This is a genomic window from Roseibium sp. RKSG952 (genome assembly GCF_009711355.1).
In genome coordinates this window covers 1-20,248 of sequence record NZ_SMMF01000863.1, presented here as the reverse complement: position 1 = coordinate 20,248, position 20,248 = coordinate 1, and the positions used below count along the sequence as shown (strand labels likewise).

19 protein-coding genes are annotated in these 20,248 nt (G+C 57.0%); 15 read left to right on the top strand and 4 right to left on the bottom strand.

The window, feature by feature from the left end:
• On the top strand, positions 1–993 hold a 993-nt coding region (locus E1297_RS11605), incomplete at its 5' end, for a hypothetical protein (RefSeq protein WP_209015755.1).
• A 12-nt stretch (positions 994–1,005) separates the two neighbouring features.
• Positions 1,006–1,608: a hypothetical protein gene (locus tag E1297_RS11600; protein ID WP_155138200.1), complete on the top strand. Its 603-nt coding sequence runs from the start codon at positions 1,006–1,008 to the stop codon at positions 1,606–1,608.
• 160 nt (positions 1,609–1,768) lie between these two features.
• On the opposite strand, the gene E1297_RS11595 is transcribed toward E1297_RS11600, so the two are convergent.
• Positions 1,769–2,308 carry a hypothetical protein gene (locus E1297_RS11595; protein WP_155138198.1) on the bottom strand — a complete coding sequence of 180 codons (540 nt, stop codon included), beginning with the start codon at positions 2,306–2,308 and terminating at the stop codon, positions 1,769–1,771.
• Positions 2,309–2,430: 122 nt separating this feature from the next.
• Between E1297_RS11595 and E1297_RS11590 the strand changes: the two genes are divergently transcribed.
• From E1297_RS11590 to E1297_RS11560, 7 genes are all read left to right on the top strand, one after another.
• Positions 2,431–3,141 (top strand): DotI/IcmL/TraM family protein, encoded by a 711-nt coding sequence (locus tag E1297_RS11590; protein ID WP_155138196.1) that lies wholly within the window; start codon positions 2,431–2,433, stop codon positions 3,139–3,141.
• Positions 3,142–3,162: 21 nt separating this feature from the next.
• On the top strand, positions 3,163–4,119 hold the full coding sequence (locus E1297_RS11585) for a DotH/IcmK family type IV secretion protein (RefSeq protein WP_155138194.1): 957 nt from the start codon (positions 3,163–3,165) through the stop codon (positions 4,117–4,119).
• Between the two features lie 10 nt (positions 4,120–4,129).
• Positions 4,130–5,299: a TrbI/VirB10 family protein gene (locus E1297_RS11580; protein ID WP_155138192.1), complete on the top strand. Its 1,170-nt coding sequence runs from the start codon at positions 4,130–4,132 to the stop codon at positions 5,297–5,299.
• 28 nt (positions 5,300–5,327) lie between these two features.
• Positions 5,328–6,716 (top strand): hypothetical protein, encoded by a 1,389-nt coding sequence (locus E1297_RS11575; protein WP_155138189.1) that lies wholly within the window; start codon positions 5,328–5,330, stop codon positions 6,714–6,716.
• A gap of 44 nt (positions 6,717–6,760) precedes the next feature.
• On the top strand, positions 6,761–7,504 hold the full coding sequence (locus E1297_RS11570; protein WP_155138187.1) for an HNH endonuclease: 744 nt from the start codon (positions 6,761–6,763) through the stop codon (positions 7,502–7,504).
• A 74-nt stretch (positions 7,505–7,578) separates the two neighbouring features.
• Positions 7,579–9,033 (top strand): hypothetical protein, encoded by a 1,455-nt coding sequence (locus tag E1297_RS11565; RefSeq protein ID WP_155138185.1) that lies wholly within the window; start codon positions 7,579–7,581, stop codon positions 9,031–9,033.
• 44 nt (positions 9,034–9,077) lie between these two features.
• Positions 9,078–9,416, top strand: coding sequence for a hypothetical protein (locus E1297_RS11560; RefSeq protein ID WP_155138183.1), 339 nt, complete (start codon positions 9,078–9,080; stop codon positions 9,414–9,416).
• Positions 9,417–9,513: 97 nt separating this feature from the next.
• On the opposite strand, the gene dnaE is transcribed toward E1297_RS11560, so the two are convergent.
• Positions 9,514–13,170 (bottom strand): DNA polymerase III subunit alpha, encoded by a 3,657-nt coding sequence (gene dnaE, locus E1297_RS11555; protein WP_155138181.1) that lies wholly within the window; start codon positions 13,168–13,170, stop codon positions 9,514–9,516.
• Between the two features lie 109 nt (positions 13,171–13,279).
• On the opposite strand from dnaE, the gene E1297_RS11550 reads away from it, so the two are divergent.
• From E1297_RS11550 to E1297_RS11540, 3 genes are all read left to right on the top strand, one after another.
• Complete coding sequence (locus E1297_RS11550) at positions 13,280–15,379, top strand: ATP-dependent helicase (protein ID WP_155138180.1); 2,100 nt, start codon at positions 13,280–13,282, stop codon at positions 15,377–15,379.
• Between the two features lie 24 nt (positions 15,380–15,403).
• Positions 15,404–16,396, top strand: coding sequence for an SPFH domain-containing protein (locus E1297_RS11545; protein WP_155138178.1), 993 nt, complete (start codon positions 15,404–15,406; stop codon positions 16,394–16,396).
• Positions 16,397–16,608: 212 nt separating this feature from the next.
• The gene (locus tag E1297_RS11540) at positions 16,609–17,010 is read left to right on the top strand and encodes a hypothetical protein (protein WP_155138176.1); all 402 of its coding nucleotides are present in this window, start codon (positions 16,609–16,611) and stop codon (positions 17,008–17,010) included.
• A gap of 90 nt (positions 17,011–17,100) precedes the next feature.
• Here E1297_RS11540 and E1297_RS11535 read toward each other — a convergent pair whose 3' ends face one another.
• Both E1297_RS11535 and E1297_RS11530 read right to left on the bottom strand, forming a co-directional pair.
• Positions 17,101–17,712, bottom strand: coding sequence for a RusA family crossover junction endodeoxyribonuclease (locus E1297_RS11535; protein WP_155138174.1), 612 nt, complete (start codon positions 17,710–17,712; stop codon positions 17,101–17,103).
• Between the two features lie 12 nt (positions 17,713–17,724).
• Positions 17,725–18,102 carry a hypothetical protein gene (locus E1297_RS11530; protein WP_155138172.1) on the bottom strand — a complete coding sequence of 126 codons (378 nt, stop codon included), beginning with the start codon at positions 18,100–18,102 and terminating at the stop codon, positions 17,725–17,727.
• Positions 18,103–18,180: 78 nt separating this feature from the next.
• Here E1297_RS11530 and dnaQ point away from each other — a divergent pair, with 78 nt between their 5' ends.
• The 3 genes from dnaQ (at position 18,181) to E1297_RS11515 (ending at position 19,969) form a co-directional block, all read left to right on the top strand.
• Entirely contained in the window at positions 18,181–18,897 is a 717-nt protein-coding gene (gene dnaQ / locus E1297_RS11525; protein WP_155138171.1) for a DNA polymerase III subunit epsilon, read from the top strand.
• Positions 18,898–18,966: 69 nt separating this feature from the next.
• On the top strand, positions 18,967–19,437 hold the full coding sequence (locus E1297_RS11520; RefSeq protein WP_155138169.1) for a hypothetical protein: 471 nt from the start codon (positions 18,967–18,969) through the stop codon (positions 19,435–19,437).
• Positions 19,438–19,441: 4 nt separating this feature from the next.
• Complete coding sequence (locus tag E1297_RS11515; protein ID WP_155138167.1) at positions 19,442–19,969, top strand: hypothetical protein; 528 nt, start codon at positions 19,442–19,444, stop codon at positions 19,967–19,969.
• Positions 19,970–20,248: the final 279 nt, after the last annotated feature.

Here is a 20,248-nt window from a genome sequence, read left to right as displayed (position 1 = left end):
CCGTCCTTCAGGGCGGGGAAGACGTTAATACAAGAAAAAGAATTCATGGATCATTCACCGAAACAGATATCGGACATCATCCGCATTGCGGAGGATTCCATGACACGCATGTCTCAGATTCAAGCGCAGATCAGTGCGCTCCAGGCCGAGGTTGATCGCGGTCAGGCATCCATTCGCTCGATGCTCCGGGATGAAATCGGAGTGTCCGGGGATTTGCTCTTCGAGACCTTATGCCATCGATACGGCATTTGCCCAAGTGTCTCGGAGACGGCCCCCATCCCCGTCGCGGACGCTCCGTCGGACTCCCCTGTTCCGGTAAACGATCCCGCTTCCGGTTCCGATGGCGCTTCGGACGGAAACGGGATTGCTATTCCCTCTTCAGCGCTTGAAAGAACGGCTCCCGTTTCCGTGCAGAGGAAGGTCGTCGAGCCGTCCAAGGCCAGGGACTCTTTTCGCTCCGCAGTCCCGGCTCGAACCGGGGGTGCGGCGAAGATCGAGGTTCTGGGGGTTCTCGTTCCTGGTCCTTACGAGAATATCGCCGATGAGATCGTTGAGCTGGCTCGCGAACACGCGGCGAAGGGTGATCCGAACGGAAAGTATAGTAACGACCGCGGCAAGAATGCCTGGCGGGCGAAGCTATTCAAAAAGGCTTATGAGGCGGCGATCGCTTCAACCGCGTCCTCACCTCGCAACAGAAGGACCGAGGTCGCTCCAGAATCGAATTCCGGCATCGTCAGAACGTCCCGGGATGCATGTGCGTTCACTCCTTCACCGGACATCGACGAGTTCGACGGCACGCCGTCCGAGGAATTTGACGGCTCCTCCTGTGTTCCATCTCCCCGTCGTCCGTCATCCGGCCGGACGGAGGAGCCTCAGGAGATGCGTCGTTCTTCGATCAAGCCGAACACGCCGATCCCCATGCCAGACGACCTTCCCGACAAGCTTCACAAGGCCTCGCGGCCTCGTCCCGTCCGGCCTGGTTTTCTGAAATAGCGGAGTTGCGCAATGCCGAACCTTATTATGATCCACGGCCTCAAGGAGTCAGGTAAGTCCACGCTCGCCAAGCACCTGATGTCGAAGGGGTATGTCCGCGTGAAGATGGCGGATCCTCTAAAAAACATGATTCGCAGTCTTCTGCGCGATGCCGGTCTCGACGACGAGATGATCGAACGTTGCGTAGAGGGAGATATGAAGGAGGTCGAACTCAACGTGCTTGCGAACAAGTCTGCTCGCTTCGCTATGGAGAAGCTGGGTCACGAGTGGCGCAACTTCTTCAGTGAGATCCTGTGGGTCGACATCGTCAGAGCGAAGATCGAATCCTTGATCTCCGCCGGCCGCGACGTCGTCGTCGACGACATTCGCTATCCGCACGAACTGACGGCGTTCGACGAGTTTAATCCGTTGCTTTGGGTTATCACCCGGGGAGAGGGGCATTTCCGATCCGTCACACCGGATACGCCGAAGAGCGAAATTCCGATGGACGTGAAGCTGTTTCATCATCACTTCGCCAACGACTGGGATGTCGTCGATCCTCTCTATCGGGAGGTAAGCGGCGTTCTGGACCGCGTCGCCCGCGCGGACTGCCGAAACGAAACGTCGGATCGTTGATTCGTCGTTTTTTGTCCGCTTTTCCGCTTCCTGTCGAACCGTTCTGAGTGTCCGAGATAGGTTTTGACCCCGCCTTTTTGTCGCTTAGATCTTCGTTTCTTGTTTCCGGATTTACTCGCACCAGGTGAGGCGGTGAGATCCGGAGCGAGGTTTGTGTCGGTCAATAGTCCCAATCGGATGCGCCTTCGCTTTTCTTGCAGGTCCCGCAGATCCTGTTGTGCGCCCCCTCCGACCAGAAGTTCTTCTGACAAGTTAGACACTTGCGTTGCCTAGCCATCTTTCTTCGGTCGATGGGATCGGCTGCTTTGTCAGCGACGTAGTCCGGCATCTTGGTGACGTGGATCATGTCGAAGAAAGCTTCTTCGGAGCCGAAGATGTCCGACATCTTCGCGGCGACGGCATCGATGCTTCGCCCGATTGATTGGGCGATCTCAATAATGAGGATTCGACCTTGGTCGTCGGTGTGCTTCTCGAGGGCGTTTACGAGCTTCTTGTTGTCTTCAGCGCTCCACTTGCGACGATGTCGCTCGTTGCCTTCCCTGCGTCTCGGAAGACCCACGCGGCTCGCTTGCGTCTGCACACTCGATGTCGAACGTTCCAGATGGAGAGCGATTAGAACGATGCTCCCCATCCGTGGCCAAAGATCTATCAAATTTGTCGTGTCGGCATCGGTCCATGGCCGTCGCCTCGAATCTGCCATTTGCGAATGCCTCCGGCTGGCGCGTTGACTTAGTTCGAATCTTGGTGAGAAATGAATGTGCGTCAAGGAAAACTAATATCCGAATCCTTGACGTGACGGCACTCTGGGATTCGAGGTTCTAAATGTTCAAGGAGAAAGCGCGCTCGAGCGCCGCTAAGGCCGGAGCTAAACCGCCGGCGGGAAAGAAGTTGAGAGTGTCGAGGGGTGTATCTCCGCATCAGACGGCGGCGCTCGCGAACGAACTGTCTCGCAACGCGCTTTCCCGGGAAAGATACGAATTCCTGTTGCGGGTTACCTTCGGGCTCGTGATTATTCTCCTTATTTCCGTCCTGACGAACGTCTATCTGGGCACCCGTCCGACCGAATACCGCTACTTCGCCGCCGATCCTCAGGGAAGCATTCGTGAGATCGAGGTTCTCAAGCGTCCGGTTCAGTCAGATCAGCTCGTCCTCAACTGGGTCACGCCCGCGGTGACGGAGGCGTATTCCATGTCCTTCGCTAATCACGCGCAGCAGCTCGAAGATATTCGCCTTCACTTCACCGAGGCCGGCTGGCGTGGGTATGAGCAGGCTCTCGACCGTTCCGGTTTCATCACCTCCCTTCTGAACAACCAATTCGTCACCACGGCCGTACCGAGGGGCGCACCCGTAATTGTCGCGCAAGGCATTGCCGGCAATGTATACGGGTGGCGAGTGCAGGTGCCTTTGCTGGTTACTTTCAAGAGCACCTCGGTAAACCGTAGCCAAAACCTGATGGTCGAGGTTACAGTTGTAAGAAGGCCTGCGCACGAGAACCCGGTTGGTCTCGGCATCGCGCAGATTGTATCCAACTAGAAATCCTTGGGGATTTGACAAATGACGCGTAAATCCTTGGCATTCGCTATGGCCATCATGTCGTCCTCGACCTTGGCTGGGCCTGCGCTGTCGCAGGATGCGAGCGGTCTTCTTCTTCCTCCGGCGAATTTGAGCGATCCGATTTCGCCGGCGGCCCCGCCGGCGGTTTCCGACGCGAATTCCACCGTTCAGGAACAGGGCGAGAAGGACCGCCTCGTTGAATCCGCGATAAAGAGCATCGCTCCGCTGACGCCCGAACAGGTCAGGGAAGTCCGCCGGCGCATCGATCAGATTGACCAGGCAACCGACTCCCCTCTTATGGATGTTCACCCGGTCACCCGATCTGTCGGAGTGAGCCTGAAGTCCGGGGAGATGCCGGTTCGGCTTAACGTCGCGCCGGGTTGGCTCTCGACCCTGACCTTTTCCGATGTCACGGGTCAGCCTTGGCCGGTGCACGTTGTTACGAACGGAAATCCGGATGCCTACGACGTGAAGTCGTCGGGGCCTCAGGACGAGACCAACATCATTACCATCAGCGCTCGACGCGCTCACATACCGTCGAACTTTTCCGTTCTCCTGCTCGGAGCTAAGGTTCCGCTGCTTGTTACACTCGATCCGAGTTCCAGCGACGTCGACTACCGGGTCGATGCCAGGGTGGATCAGCGCGGGCCGAACGCTATTTACGATTCCGTTACCGGCGCTAGCCTTGCTCCGACGAACGACAGTACCATGCTTCAGTTTCTCGATGGTGTCGCTCCCAGTGGTGCCCGCGAACTCAAATCCTCTAATCCCCGCGATCTTCAGGCATGGATGTACGGTGATCTGATGTATGTGCGGACATCTATGGATCTGCTTTCACCTGCCTACACGGCAAAACATTCGAATGCCAGCGGGGTGAAGGTTTTCGTGCTGAACGAAGTTCCGGTTCTTCTGGTTTCCGACGGCGGACGCACGTCCTACGTCCAGGTTATTCGCTAAGGAGTCCCTCATGGCTGGTTTTATGAGCAAACTGAAGGGGGCGACTGCGGAAAAAGGCTCCCGGAACATGATCATGGTGGTCGCCGCCGTCGTTGTCGCGGCTGTCGGCTATTCCTACTTCAATCAGCCCGAGCCACCGGTAAACCCGTCTCGGATAGGTTCTGTCGTGCGAGGTGAGGAGACGATCCAGGGTGGCAATTCGGTTGATCCTCAGTATCGTGCTGAATTGCAGGTGGCCGACCAGCGTCGTGCGGATGATGCTCGTGCGTCGGGTACGTCGTCCTTTCCGACCATCGTTGACACGAGCGCGACCCAGGATCTCCCGGTTTTGATCGTCGACGATGGGCCGGACCCGTTGCCTCAGGTTGATGTCCCTGATGCACCGGTCATTTCTCAAAAGCCGGTTGTTATCCGGCCACAGGTTCCTGTCGCCCCGGCCGTCACGGCCCCGCCCACCGTTCAGGACCAGAAGTCCGTGACCGACCTAGGCGCCTATATCTCCGGTTTGCGTCGCGCGCCCGCCGTCGCACAGGCCATCTACATGCACAGCGGTGTGATCGAAACGCCTGAAGACGAGCCGGCTTTCGCTTCATCCTCGACAGGTGTTCCAGACTCCGGCAGCGCCATTGAATTGCCGCTTGCGGGCACCGTCCTCTATGGTGAACTCATCGGCCGCGTTAACTCGGATTCCCCCGGCCCGGTTCTGGCTCGAATTCTTCAGGGTCCTTATGCGGGTGCCCGCCTGATCGGTGGATTCCAGACTGGTCGCGATTCCCTCGTCATCTCATTCACGCAGATGAGTGTCGAGAACGACGCGGACGGTAATCCGATCAACGAAACCGTGCCGATTCAATCCGTCGCAGTCGACACCAGATACATCGGCACGGCCATGGCGACCAAGGTAAACCGTCACATGGCTCAGAAGATCGCCTTCAGCTTCATCTCCGGTTTCGCCCAGGGACTCGGACGTGCAGTATCCCAGACGAATGGCGTGACAACGACGACCTCCGACGGCACTGTCACGTCGACCAGCGAGGATCTGGACATCCGGGACGAGCTTCTTTCCGCAGGTGGTGAGGCCGTCTCGAACACGGGCCAGTTGCTGTACGACGCCTATGGTAATCGCCCGACGACGATTATTGTCGAAGCCGGCACGCCGATCGGCGTACTATTCTACTGATACAACATCTCATCGGGGATTCATTCGTATGACTGACATCAACAACAAGGAAGACGACTTCGGGTCACTAGGTGATTTTGTCACCGACGATGAGGATTCGGCTAAGAACAAGTTCGGCGCGGCCGACGACGACTTCGATCCGGCCAATTTCGGCGGCCTTGATGATGATGACGATGCCCCCGAGATCGAGGGTATCGCTGGTCCGGGCGAAGCGGGTTTCGATTCCGAAGGGTTCGGTTCGGACGGTTTCGACGAGGACGATGACAACGACGCATTCGGAGACCCGTTCGCTGCGGCGCAGGATGACGACGGCTTCGGGGGGTCCGACGATGAAGGAGATGAGGATCCATTCGCCGAAAGCGACACTTCCTCCGCCTCCGAGGTGGATGTTGACTTCGAGGGAAACGACGAGTTCTCCGGTCTGGACAATGCGGACCAGCCCGACGATGACTTCGATCCGGAAGACAGCATCTACGCTGGAGGCGCTCAGGACGCGGACAACGACAATTCGGCCGAAGATGAGGCTCCGAAGAAGGGCCCGTTGTCGAAACTGATCGTTCCAGTCGGCGGTGTCATTGCGGTATCCGTCTTGGGTCTCGTCGCTTATACGCAGCTCCTGCCGATGTTCTCCGGCGGCTCCCAGCCCCCGGCGGTCAATCCTCCGGCGGTAGCGACGAACACGCAGGGCTTCCCGACGCAACTTCCGTCTCTGGACACCCTGCCGACGGCTCCTGCGACCTCGAATCCGTTGCCGAACCTCGCTCAGCCTTTGACACCTCCGGCTTCGTCAGTGACAGATCTTCCAGACTTCGGAACGCCCGCGGCATCCCCGTCCACGGAGCCCCTGCTTTCGCCGCCGGGATCCATGACTGCAACGAGCGTTCCGGGTTTTCCGGCGATGACACCCGAGGCGACGCAGCATCCGGTGGCCATGCCGGCCGCCGCCGTCCCTTCCGCGCTGGAAAGCGTGGATGTGGATCGGTTGAATCAGATACTGGAAATCGATTTCGATGCGACATCGTCCGAAATCGACCGTCTGCAGGTTCAGGTGGCGGGTCTCGAAAGCACCATCTCCGGTCTTGAGCGCAAGATTAAAGATCTTTCCGACAAGATGTCGGTCGCACCTACCGTCTCCGCGCCGGGCGTGTCCATGTCCAAGGCCCCGATGATCGACGCGATCCAGCCGAAGCTGAAGCCGGAGGTTATTCAGGGCGTTCGTCTGACCGGTTATTCCCCGAAATCCGGGAGAGCCTGGGTCAAGGTTGAGCCGGATCTCATGGGTCCAGATGGTCCGCCGTCCGGGCGCATGGTCGTCGAGAAGGGCGACGATGTTCCGGGGGCCGGAGAGTTCGTTACCGTTCGCCGTTACAACGGCCGCTCGATCATGGTGACGAGCAATGGATTCGTGATGGAGTGAGGGTTTCCTCACTTCTCCTTACAGATATTCGTGGTGGGTAATTGATGTCTTTTCTGCCCCTTGTCCTCAGCGTCAAATGTCTCAATTGGCGGATGGACGATATCGACAGCGAGGTTCATGACGCGGAGTTTAAGAGGGTTCGCAAGAAGGCTCTGGAGCGCGACAAAAACTCGTGCCGCTTCTGTGGGTTCACGTCCCTATCGTATCAGGAAGTGCACCACTTTAACGACAATCACTCCGACAACCGTTTGGAGAATCTTGTCACCGCCTGTTCGTTTTGCCACATGGTCCAGCACATAGGCCTAGCGGGCAAGAACAAGGAGGCATCCCTCGTCTGGTTGCCTGAGATCAGCCAAGCCAATTTACATCACCTCGTCAGAGCGCTTCTGGTTGCCCAGTACCCCGGCGCCTACGCGAGCGCTGCACCTCGTCGCACTGCGCGTTCGATGCCCACTGGCCCCTCGCCGGAGCAGCAGCGCATCTCGGAGGTCGCCCGTGCGACCATGTCCGCGCTTCGTGACAGGGAGTACGAGGCGGAGCGCCGTTTCCTGACATCGGACCCAGCCGTCCTCGGCAACGCGTTAAAGCTTCTTCCGGATGAGTTCTACGAGCTCCGCTCCGAGACGCTTTCCGGACTGCGTCTCCTTCCTCTCGGGCGGAGGACGAACGGGGACAAGAATGTCATGGCCGAGATGCTGAGTGTCTGGACGGATCGCGGAGGTCCTTTCTCCGGCATGAAGCCGACCACCTGGGAAGGATTGCTCAAATCCAAGTTCGGGTCGCTTTAATCTCTTGTATCTGTCGGTGAAACGGCCTCACAATAGGGGTTGATTGATTTCACGTTTTCGGAGGTGTCCGTCGAATGGTAGCCCGCGACGGTATGGATAAAGGATTCGGTGTCGTTCTTTTCGACGACGAAGAGGAGCCGGGAGCGGGCTGGGCGCACCTCTATGGCCAGAAGGGAGGCGCTCATCGCATCTCCGGCCCTGCCGATCTCGGTACGGGCGCCATCTGGTGGTCGAATATCAGCTACGAGTTTTTCTTTCGCAAGAACGAATCCTGGCGAAACTCGTGGCTTCGTCACGACAAGTACCTAGTGATCTCCCACATGGATGCCCTTAGGGAATGGGGCTACGACCCAAAGCAGACCGACACGTCCGACGACCCCGCTTGGCAGTGCGCCTTCCTGTCGAGCGTGTTCTATCGCATCATGACCCTCTCTTACATGCTTGCCCGGGAGGTGGACCCCGAGATTAGCATGAGCAAGTTGTTTGTCGGCAAGACGCTGCGCAACGATCTCAAGATTGTCATGCCGGAGCCCCTCTACCCCAAGGGCGAAGCCGCCGCGATCATGAAGACCGGTCAGGCTTTCGACGAATTCACCGTGACGAGCGAGCGTTCCTTGCGGGATTCGACGACCTTCGTCCTGCGTAAGCCTCGCGTTCTCTACACGATGGAGATGCTTCAGACACCCGTCCCCGACTTCGAGATGCCGATGGACTTTCTGAGCCGGAAGCAGCTGCGCGAAATGAACCCTGACCGGGTGGCTCTTCTTCGAGACATCGGTCGACCAGCCATGATCGAGCTTTCCGTGGAGAGGATGGATGGTGACCTGGCTTCAATCTATGGATTCGGCAATTCCACCAACAAGGAGAAGCGCTCCCAGAGGAGCTGGGTCAGCTATCCGGAGTTTTTGGCGCTCTCCCGATACGCCGAACTAGATGTCCGCAACTGCTGGGTAGGTCAGGAAACATCGACCTTCATGGAGCACCTTCGGGACCCCGTGAAGGAGTTTTTAACCTACAAGTACAACGAACTGTCCTGGTCGGCCGGCATCGTTGCAGAGACTCTCTGGCGGGCGACGTCACTGGGCGAGGCGAATTCCGGTCCCCTTCGCACGGGCGAGGAGCGCGCGCATACTAGTTGGCAGGGAGCGTGGATCAAAGGGGCTGACAAGGTTTCTATGTTCGCAAGCGCCTTCCAGCTCACTCAGGCGGGCTATACGGTGAAGTCCTATGGGCTCGGATGGGTTCGGATTAGTATTCCCGAGGATTCGATCAAGGACCTTATCCATGACGGCTTGTCGTTCGGCCTGGTTCCGAACATGTGCGAGGTCCCGCAGGGCATGTTCGATATCAATCAGCAGATCCAATGGGGCGGCGATCAGAAGTCCTACACGCTCGCGCATTGCCAGGTGACGGGAGATCAGGACTTCGCCTGGAACCTTGATCGTATTCCGCTCATCGCGACGAAGCATCGCAAGAAGTTTCTTGCACAGCTTGTGACCAATCGTCAAAAAGCATTGAAGGGGCGCTAGGCCCCTCCTCGCTATCCGCTCAATCTGTCCTTTCGGACCCATACGTGTCCGCCCTCGTCGGTGAATTCTGCGGGATCCCCATTGATGAATTCGGCATCCAGCTCGAAGACCCTTCGGCAGAAATTCTCCACGAGCGGCACCAGGTTTGGATCGAGAATTTTTTCGGCAACCTGTTCCGGGTTGAACAAAATCCATCGTCCATTCCTTTGTTTGAGTTCTCCGGACGAGGATCTTTTCCAACTGAAAATCGATCGCATCTCAACGCGCACAGAGATCTCTTCCGTGATCTGCGCCGCATAGCCTCGTTTGAATGCAGGACGGTCTTCTGGTTTCAATTTGATCGTGATTTCCGGCAGATTTTCTTCCGGCAGATTTTCTTTTAGGGGTTGCTCTTTATGCCTTTTCGACAGGCCGAGTATTCTCGTAAGCGACATGATCTTTCTTTCTTGAAATCGCGGTTTTCGGGGGAGTTGTTTAGGTTTAGATTTCCGAAACAGACGTTACGCCGTCGACTGACTTGAGTGCGCTTTCAGCGGCCATGTTTACCAAGTAAGCGCCGGGCAGTTCGATGTCGAACGCGTCGCTTATGGTGGCAACCCTGATCTTCAGAGAGACCGAACTTGGGTTCTCGTCCTGCCTCAGTCTCGCGGCGATCGCATGAACTTGTTCGCACTTCCTCATGAGTGTTTGGTGCTTGATGGCGTTCCGTTCCTTTTCGGCAGCTTCCTCGCTGATGGTCTTGATGCGCAGACGCTCGTTGATATCACGCATTTTCCTTTGTTCGGTCGGGTCCGGGAGGATCGCGGTCTGGTCAACACGCACCATCATCGGCCCTCTGTCCGCAGACAAAAGCTCATTGGCATCGACGACTTCGTTACCGAAAATCGACATATCGTTACCCTCTCGGAGTACGACATCGCCTATGATGACGACGGGAACGCGAGAGTCTTTTGCATTCTCCAGTTTCACGCGGATACGGTCCAACTTGGACTCCTCGTCGCGGCTGAAAAAGTTGACGGTGAAGGTTTCGCTCTTCTCCGCGATTCGGGCGCAAACAAAAGGCTTTCCGGTCCGTTTCGACGTGCGGCGCTCGGCCCATTCCACAAGTCCCGCGAGCCGCTTTTGCGGAAGATCAGCTATGGAATTCTGAATCATAAATATGCGAAGCGAGTTGAAGCGTTTTACGTGAGCGGCCTTCAGTTTCTCGATATAGGCATCCAGTGGATGCGCGCCGAAATAGAAGCCGACCGCGTTAAACTCCCTGTCGACCTTGTTGCCCCATTCCTCGACGCCTGAAATCTCGGACGGGACATCGGCCTCGATGCTGTTTCCGAAGAGGTTCCCTTGGTCCGTCGGGTCCTTCTTCTCCTTGGCGAGAAAGCATAGCACGTCGAAGGCCGCACGCCTGTTCGGTGCGATCGTCTCGAATGCTCCGGCCGCAGCGAGATTTTCGATCTGCCCTTTATTGAACAAGCCGCCCGCGCGCTTGTGAAAGTCCAAGAGGCTGTCGAACAGCTTCTCCCGACGTGCGTCCAGCATCTTGATCATGGCTCCTGAGACACCTTTGATGGCGCCCAGTCCGAACCTCACTTGCACGCCGTCCTCATCCCTTTCCGGCTTGAAGCGCGGGAAGGAGTGATTGACGGAGGGCGGCAACATTTTGATGCCGAGGTGATCCATGTCCTCCTTGATCTTGGCCATGCGTTTTCCTGCATCCGTCGAACTCATTTCATAGGTCATGAGCGCGGAGAGGAATTCCGCCGGATAATGACATTTTAGCCAGGCGGTGTGGTAGGAGATCAACGAGTAGGCAGCTGCGTGGGACTTGTTGAACCCGTAGCCCGCGAATTTAGCGATTACATCAAAGAGTTTCGCTGCATCATTCTCGTCATGTCCGTTCTTCACGGCGCCTTCGACGAACGTGATCTTCTGCTTCTCCATCTCCTCCGGGATTTTCTTGCCCATGGCCCGGCGGAGAATATCCGCGCCGCCGAGGGAGTACCCGGCGACAACCTGCGCTACCTGCATCACCTGCTCCTGATAGACCATGATTCCGAAAGTCTCTTCGAGGAACGGTTTGGTCTGATCAACGGGCTCGGGGTACTCCGCCTCCTCCTCTCCGGTCTTCCGGTTGACGTAGTTCGGGATGTAGTCCATCGGCCCTGGACGATAGAGCGATGTCATCGCGATCAGGTCCTCGAAGCGGTTTGGCTGAAGGGCGCGCAACCACTTCTTCATGCCATCCGATTCAAACTGAAAGATGCCGTTCGTCCGGCCTTTCGCGATCATATTGAAGGTTGCCGGGTCGTGGAGATCGATGCTGGACAGATCGATGTCCTCCCCTGTTGTCTGCTTGATGTGTTCGAGCGTTTCACGGATTACCGAAAGCGTCTTCAGTCCGAGGAAGTCGAACTTCACTAGGCCTGAAGTTTCGGCCGCCTTCATGTTGAACTGGGAGACGGGCATGTTCTTGTCGTTGTCCCAGCCAACAGGCACCAGTTGTTGAATCGGTTGCCCAGCAATAATGACGCCTGCCGCGTGTGCACCCTGCGAGCGAAACAGACCCTCGATCGTGCTCGCGTGCCTGCAAAGAACCTTGTACTTGTGGGCGCTGTCGACCTTCGTCTTGAAGTCCGGATTATCCTTATCCTTGTAGGATTGCTCGATGGACAAGGGAACAGGACCCTTCATCGACACCAGTTTCGACAGCTCGTTAAGTTCGAGGAAATTGAAGCCGCCGAAGTCGTCAGACTGAACGACCCGTCCGACATCCTTGAGACTCATCTTCGACTTGATCTCGCCAAAGGTGGCGATCAGGGACACGTATTCTGTGCCGTATTTGCGGCAAACGTAGTCGATTACTTCTTCGCGTCGGTCCTGACAGAAGTCGATGTCGAAGTCCGGCATCGAGACGCGTTCCGGGTTGAGGAAGCGTTCGAAGAGCAGGCCGAACCGAAGCGGGTCCAGATCGGTGATCTGAAGCGAATAGGCCACCAGAGAGCCGGCCCCGGAGCCGCGACCCGGCCCGACGGGAATGCCTTGTTCCTTCGACCATTTAATGAAGTCCGAAACGATCAGGAAGTACCCGGGAAACTGCATTCCCTCGATGATCCCGAGTTCGTATTCCAGGCGCTCATCATACTGCTTGCGGGCTTCGTTGGAAATCCCGAGTTTCTCGAGGCGCTCGTTGAGTCCCTTGATCGATTGCGCGCGCAGTTCCTCCGCCTCGGAACGGCCGCCTTCGGTCTTGAACGGCGGTAGGATCGGGTCGCGCGGCTCGGCCTTGAACGCACATCTTTGAGCGAGAAGAAGCGCATTTTCGAAGGCCTCAGGCAGATCTGCGAATAGCTGCTTCATCTCCTTGGTGGAGCGAAGGTGATATCGGCGATCCGAGCGGGCGACGACATTGTCGTTCAGAAGAGGGAGTTGCTCCTTCGTGTTGACGGCCTTGAGGATTTCGAATGCGTCGTGACGGTCTGGCGTCGCGTACCAGCATTCCGAGGTCGCGACGAGCGGGACCGGTTGCAGGATGCTTCCGTCCACCGCTTCTATTTCGCCTGAATTGTAGGCGAGGTCGACCAGCTTGTTCTCGACCTCAATCTCCTTCGCGCTTTCGTCTCCGAAGCGCGTCAGCTCAACGTACAGGCCGTTCCCGTAGCAATATCGGAGGTAGTCGAAGAGGTTCTTCGCGTCCTCGTTTCTGCCCTCCTCGATCAGCCTCTTTAGAACCCCGTCTTGTCCGCCCGTGAGAACGACAACGCCCTCGTTGTCGCCCTCGAGTTCCGCGGCCGGAAGGATCTGGCTTCCGCCTTCGTTGTCGCCGTGCGGCCGATGCGCCGCCGCGAGGAGGGAACAGACCCTGGCGTATCCCTTTGGGCTTTGTGCGATGAGCGAGACGCTTCCTTTCTTGCTCTCTCCGATGTCCAGCCAGAGCTTTGTTCCGATGATCGGCTGAATACCCTTCGCACTGGCGGCCTTGGAGAAATCCAGGGCGGCGTACATGTTTCCCTCGTCCACGAGTGCGAGCGCAGGCTGCTTGAACTTGACGGCCTGATCGATGAGAGCGTCAATCTTGCTGGCACCCCGGGACAGGGTGTAGTGGCTGTGCACCCTCAAATGTACGAAGGATTCGATCATTTTCACTCCATGACTTTCCGTCGACAAAAAGGATACGACGTAAACCCCACTCCCGTCGATAAGGATTCGTTATTGACATTTCGAAGCGATCACGTCAACAAATTATGCCATGACAAGGATTCAAAAAAACGCCCTCGAAGGCTTGGACGAGCGTCAGGCGGCCGCGGCCTCCTCGCGTTCCCCTTCCAGCTTGATATCGGCCGGCGCGGGAACGGGCAAAACAACCACTCTGACCTCCAGGATCGCTTGGCTTATCTCCGAGGCGGGCTTGCCTGCGCACGAGATCATGGCCGTTACTTTCACGAACCGTGCGGCGAAGGAATTGAAGGCCCGTCTCGAAGAGCGTTTCGGGATATCCGCGTCGTCCTTGCGCGTCGGCACGTTTCATTCCCTGTCCAACCGGATACTCAAGCGCATCGCCCTTTCCGCCGGGCTGAACGGCTCGGACTACACCATAGCCGACGAAGAGGAGGCAAAGCGCATCATGGCCGATGCCGTTCTCGTTCCCGGCGCATTAGGAAGGAAGCCGGAGACCTCTGGCGACAAGAACGATGCCGACTGGAAGAAGATGCACTCCGATTTCGTCAAGGATGCCTTGAGGCAGATTTCCCTTTGGAAATCTTGGGGGCTCACCGACGAAGCGGCAATCGCTCCGAACCGCCCCTCTTTGACTGACCGAGATGCCGCCTTGGCGGCCGCTTACGGCTCCTACCAGTACGAGTTGGGCCGTAAGGACATGGTTGATTTCGGAGATCTACTTCTGAAAGTTGTGACCGCCTTGAGGGGGAACTCCGCTCTCCGCACGAGTGAGGCGAACCGTATTCGTCATATGCTCGTCGACGAGGCTCAGGACGCGAACCCGGTTCAGGTTGAATGGGTGCGCCTGCTCACTTCTGTTCACGGGGGGCTGACAGTCGTCGGCGACGAGGATCAAAATATTTACGGCTTCCAAGGTGGTTACCCGGGAGCCATGTCGGATATGACGGGACCTGTGGCGGCTCGGTTCAATCTCGTCACGAACCGCAGGTGTACCGAGGAGATCCTGAAGCCCGCGAACATGTCCGTCGAATTCAATCGGCGCTCGGAGCCGAAGGTTCTGACATCCGGTCGTCACGGCGCGCCTGTCAGAACGCTTCATTTCTCTAATAATCTCCAAGAGGCCGACGCGCTCGGCCGCGGGATCAAGGCTCTTATCGATTCCGGCGAGAGACCTGGTGAAATCGCCGTTCTCGCTCGATCTCACTACCTCGTCGGTCTGATCGAGGAGGGTCTTCTGCGGCATGGCGTTGGTGCTCTGGTTTCGCGCGGCGGATCGCTTTTGGAACGTGAGGAGGTCAAGGATCTCGCCTCCTTCTTGCGACTCTCCATCAATCCTCACGACGAGATGGCGTTTCGCCGGATCGCCAACAAACCAAAGCGCGGTCTGGGTGTCGCGGGAGTGGAAGCCATTTGCCGCCTTGCTGATGCCCGGTCCATTCCGTTCCACGAGGCTTGCCATGAAATCGTGGACGGTGTCGGTCGAAGCAAGCTGAGAAAGGATGCCCGGGAGGGTGCTGCGGAGCTGGGCCGCACACTGACGATCGTTGCCGACGACGGAGCCTATGGCCGATCTCCTTTGGAGACGCTGGAATTCGTGCTCGACGACGGTGGTTATCTGACGTGGATAGAAAGTCAGAGCAGTCCCGATAGTCGTCTCGACAACGTCGATGTGATCAGGGGTCTCGCCGAGGAGCGGGAGAGCACCGTGGATCTCCTTAACGAAATCACGCTCCTGACCGACATCGAGTCGTTGAATGGGAAGACTGACCGGGTCGTCATCTCTACGATCCATGCCTCGAAGGGTCTGGAATTCGACCACGTGTTCTGTCCTGCCTTCGACGAAAACGTCATTCCGAACCCGATTGCCGTGGAGAATGGTCGTCGGGGCAAGCCCGGCAGTGTCTGGAACGGCCCTAACGGCGGCGGCATCGACGAGGAACGTCGTCTGGCGCACGTCGCTTTCACGCGGGCCAGGCACACGCTGACGATCTCTTTTCCTTGGCAACGCATGTTTCCGGGCAAATCGACACCGCTTCAGTGCGGTCCTTCCTCGATCCTCGCCGAATGTGAACTTGACTACGAGGCAGCGATCGAAACCGAACGCTCCGGCCGGCATCGACGTCGGAGAAATCGTTCGCGCGCCGGGTTCGGCAGCGAGGCACTTGACTAATTTACTTAATCTGAAAGGAAACCCATGAAATCGACCACCCATCTGAAGGACGCTCTGTCTCTGATCGTCACCCTGTTGTGCGTCTTCGGCACGATGGCGGGGGCATATTTGATTTCCGCCCCGGCCAACGATCCCGCCCTTTTCATTGGCGCATGGGTCGGTAAGATCGTCCTCGGTCTGTTATCGGTCATTTTTCTGTGCGATGTCGTGGTTGTTGTTCCCGAGAAGGAGGCCAAGACCCTCGTTCAACTCGGTAAATTCCGCCGCGTTCTTAATTCCGGCTTTCATCTTAAAAACGTTTGGCCGCTCGAATCCACCGACATCGATCTGAACCTGAGGATTCAGGAGATTAAATCCGAGATTCACGCTATGACAGAGGATAAGGCGAGCTTGATTGTTCCGATCAACCTCCAATATCGGGTGCGCATTGGTAGCGAATATCAGGCCGCGTACTCTCTGGAGAATGTCGAGCAGCAGATCGCGACCTATCTTGAGGACAAGATCCGGAGCGCCGCCTCGCGACACAAACTCGTTGATGCCTTTGGAAACTCCGCCTTCTTTGAAGAGGCCGTGAAAACGGAGATGGGCGACATCCTTGAGAAGTTCGGCTACGACATCGTCAACGTACTCGTGAATGATCCTCAACCGTCGGAGGCGATGAGGGCTTCGTTCGAGAAGGTTCTGAGCGCAGAACGCAACAAGGAGGCGGCAACCGCGACCGCCGAAGCGATCCGGATCGAGCGCGTCGGCGAGGCCAAGGCAGAGGCCGAAAGCCTGAAGATCAAGGCCGATGCGTTCGTCGAGTTCCGTCAGACGATCGCGAAGGGCAACAGTTCGGCCATGCAGGAATTTCTGGACGGGGTCGACGGTCTGGTCGCCAAGGACGTTCTCGAATTCTTTGCGGGGATGGACGAGCGTGATGCCATCCGCGACGCGGCGTCCAAGGGCGGCAAGATCGTCCTCATCAACGGCTCACGCTCCGGGCTTTCGGACGTGGCGGCCGGATTTGCCTCCTGATGCATTCGGCCGTCGTCGGTTTGAGGTGCGACGCTTCTCTAATCGAGGGCCTCAGGGGACATTCTCCCTGGGGCTTCTTCAGGTCCGGACAGTATTCGAGTTGTTGGAGAACGGCGCCTGTCCCGACCTGCTGTCATTGAGTGACCCACCGGCGTTTTACATGGGCTGCTTTCCGTCGCTATATTCAGGAAATCGTCATTCGAGAGCATGCCATGAAATTCCTGAAATTAGCTTCCGTATTTTCCGTCGTATTTACACTGGCTGGTGTATCAACGGCAACCGCGAAGAAATGTTATGAAAACCGAGAAGTCGAATCTGTTTGTGAAGTTCAGGTTCTCATTAGCGACCACGCGAGTGCTTTCGCCTCGAAAGGGGGTGAGCAGTCCGGCAACAGTGCGCATTTTGGTTCTGACGTGAGTCTTGAACAGCGTCTGGTGGATGAATCCTTTTACGTTACAGCACAGCGACCATGTATGGTTACGAAAGCCGTGCGCGTTTCCTGCCCCCGCTCAAGTAGCGGCGGTGATCGCGGCGGGAATGGCGGCAGGCAAGTCGATCGCGACGGTGACGGCGTTTCGGATAATGATAGCGCGAACCCGGGCAGGAGAATGTAATCACAGCGCCATCTTAAAAAACCCCGCCCTTCAGGGTGGGGAAGGCGCTAACGAACCATTCATTGGAATCTCTGTTGTTCAAGGGGGGCATTAACTCGTCTCAAAACCGGGTTGTGTTGGCCTCGCTTCTGATGCGCGCACTTTAAGTCTCGATCTTTCGCCGTGAGTTTTTCGGCAGATGGTTTCTACCACCAGCCTGTCGTCTATGAAAACGATGCCATTAAGAGCGTCAAGAACTGCTTTTGACAGATTGTCGATGTCGCCGCTCTTGTTTGATATCGGCCAAGTCTCCGGGTCTCCTTTGAGGATGAATGTCATCTCGACACTAATGGCGCATTCCATGGGCCGTCGTGACTTCATCGCGGAAGCTGCGGCCACGGAAATTAGTTTTTCGTATTCGGCGGTACTCTTCGGTGTGTAGGTCCGGCTTCTCCCTTTTCCGACGAGTTCCAAAAACGCGTTTAAGTTGCCTTTTGCCTGAACGAAGGCCGACGAGACGGCACCTAGATCCAATACAGTTCTGGGTCGCTCCTTCGGCTTAGGGTCGTGCGGCAAGTCGATATGGAACTCGCACGGATCGGTCTGGGTGTCGTTCGCGGGAAGCCGACTGCATTTGGTGCGTGACGTTTTCGCAGAAGCGCTCGGCTTCGACTTGTTTCCGGAGAGGTTTATTCCCAGTCGCCGTGCGTCCGCGGTGGACAATCTGGCCACGCCTTAGGCCCCCCGGTACGCGCTGCGAATGGCCTCACTCACACCGAAGCTGATGCCGGGCAGCGCACTCTGCGGACAAGGCCACGCGACGTATGTCTCCAGCACCTCTTTCAGGTACTGTCCGCTTCCCAGCCGCGATTTGAGGGTCTCCTCCGTCAGTTGGGCGGCGAGTTCGGTGCATGCGGGGGTCAGGTTCCCTGCGGCTGAGACGGATACAGCGATCTTGGTCGCGGCATCCTCGAGGCGCTCGCCGAAGGCGAAGCTCTCTCGCTCAATGACAACGAACGCCGTGTACACGACGACGGCGAAAAGGATGGCGAAAGCCTGTCCGTACCCTTGCCATTTTTTCCTGATCAAGGATTCGTTTTTGTTGACAGTCATAAAGGCTTCTCTAATCTATGAATCCTTCAGACAATAGCTCATGCGGAGCGCTTGGGAAAGCTATCAAAAGGCCTTCTGATGGATCTCGATAAACGATACCTGGTCACAGATACTGAAACTACGGGCTTCGATCCAACGTCGGGCGACCGGATTGTGGAAATCGGAATGTTCGAATTGATCGGGAACCGCCCGACCGGGCGCACATTCCATCGGTACGTCAATCCTCAGGGCAAGAAGGTTGGAGATTCCTACAAGGTCCACAATCTCTCGGACGAGTTCCTCGGGAAGCAGGACAGCTTCCGCGTTATGCGCGACGAATTCCTTGAATTTATCGGCGATAGCACGTTGGTCATTCATAATGCACCGTTCGATATGCCGTTCCTCAATATGGAACTGGAGCGTGCCAACAAGGGGCCGCTCACCAACGAGGTCATCGATACGATTCCTCTGGCTCGTAAGGTCCTTCCCAAAGGGTCACGGGTTAGCCTCGACGCGCTTTGCAATCGTTTCAACATCGATGCCTCCAGTCGTACCTATCATGGCGCGCTCATCGATGCCGATTTGCTCGTTTCCGTGTTCATCAAGCTCACAGGCATGGATCAACTCGACATTGGTGACCCCTCTCAGGGCGGCAGCGAGATGTCTCTCGCGGGTGTTCCAGTCGTGCCCGGCCGCCGTCACCTCGCCTCCCGTCCACTCTTCCTCCCGATGGAATCCGAGATGGCTGCGCACTCCGATTTCGTATCGAAACTGAATCCTTCAATTTGGTCATCAATCCTTGATCAAAATGGTTGACGCCCCCGCTTTCCTGCTTCATTACTTCGAAAGCAAGGATTCACACCCCACTCACAGGAGTCATCCCGAATGACGGATAAATCTCAATCGCACGGCGCTCCGGATCATGTTCTGGAAACGTCTCGTATCGCCGAAGAGGCGCGAAACCAGCTCGCTAATTTAATCCTGCGGGTCAAGGGCGAGTTGCAGGACAGGACCGAAACGGTTCAGCAACTGAGCACTCGCGTTGACGTTCTTGAGCAGGAGCTTGGGACCGAGCGGGAATCGCACCGGGCGACCGCTTTGCAGCGAGATTCCCTTCATCACGACTATGAGCAGCTGGCTGAGGCGCACAATGCTCTGCGCGGCGAGTTTCAGGCCCTCCTCCAGACCGTCGATGCCGCCTGCACTGGATTCGATGGCGAAGACGCGCTCATGGGTGCCGCCTTGTCCTACAGCGAAAACAGTCGTGCCCCCGGTGAAACACCGGACTTCGCTCCTGCCTCGGTCGAGAGGCTGATCAAGCAGGTCGTTACAAACAATATCAAGTTAGGAAGCTAAGGCCATGAGCAACCAGCCCAAACAATCCTCCGGCTTCTCCCCCGGCGTACAGACTGCTCTCGATCAGCTGAAGCGGATGCAGGGAGACGGTGTACGCGTTCACGGCTCCGTCAACGAGCTTTTTACCCGGCTGAAGGACTTGCTCGTATCTACCCTGGGTGAGAAGGATGCTCTTCGCAAGCAGCTCGACGAATCAATTCGGGAGTACGAGCTCCTGTCGTCGAAGAACGACGTTCTCCTGTGTGAGAATCAAGGGCTTTATCGCGATCTTCGTCAGTTGACCGACTCTATTTCCATGGCCTTCTTCGAGATCGGCAAGGGGGGCGAACTTTTTGGCGACCTGAACGCCCAGCTCGACAGCATCGTGAAAATGATGGACGAACCGTCCGATTCCGATCAGTTGCAAGAGAAGGTCAATCCTCTCGAGTGCGGTCCGCACTCCGAGGGTTCTTCCGGCGCGAGCATCCCTGTTCCCGGTTCCTTCTCGATAGGTGGCTTCCATCCCGTCGAAGAGAAAGAATTGGTTTCCTGACCCCATTCTCCCCGGGGTTCAGCAATGAGCCCGGTGCGGGCATCTCTTCCGCGCTGGGTTTCTGGCTCTCTTCGACCAGCAGTCTCGACGGTATGTGCTGAAGATAATTCCTGGCGTTCGCCGCGCGCTCAACAAGACCTGTTGCGCCACTCGCCAGCAGCCATGTGGTGTCCGGGGCAACCCGATGCCAACCAGTCAACCGTCCTCGCTGGGTTTTTTCGGTTTGACGGTGTCTTTCAAACTCCGGATGTCCAAAGCTCGAAGGTTTCATTTATGACC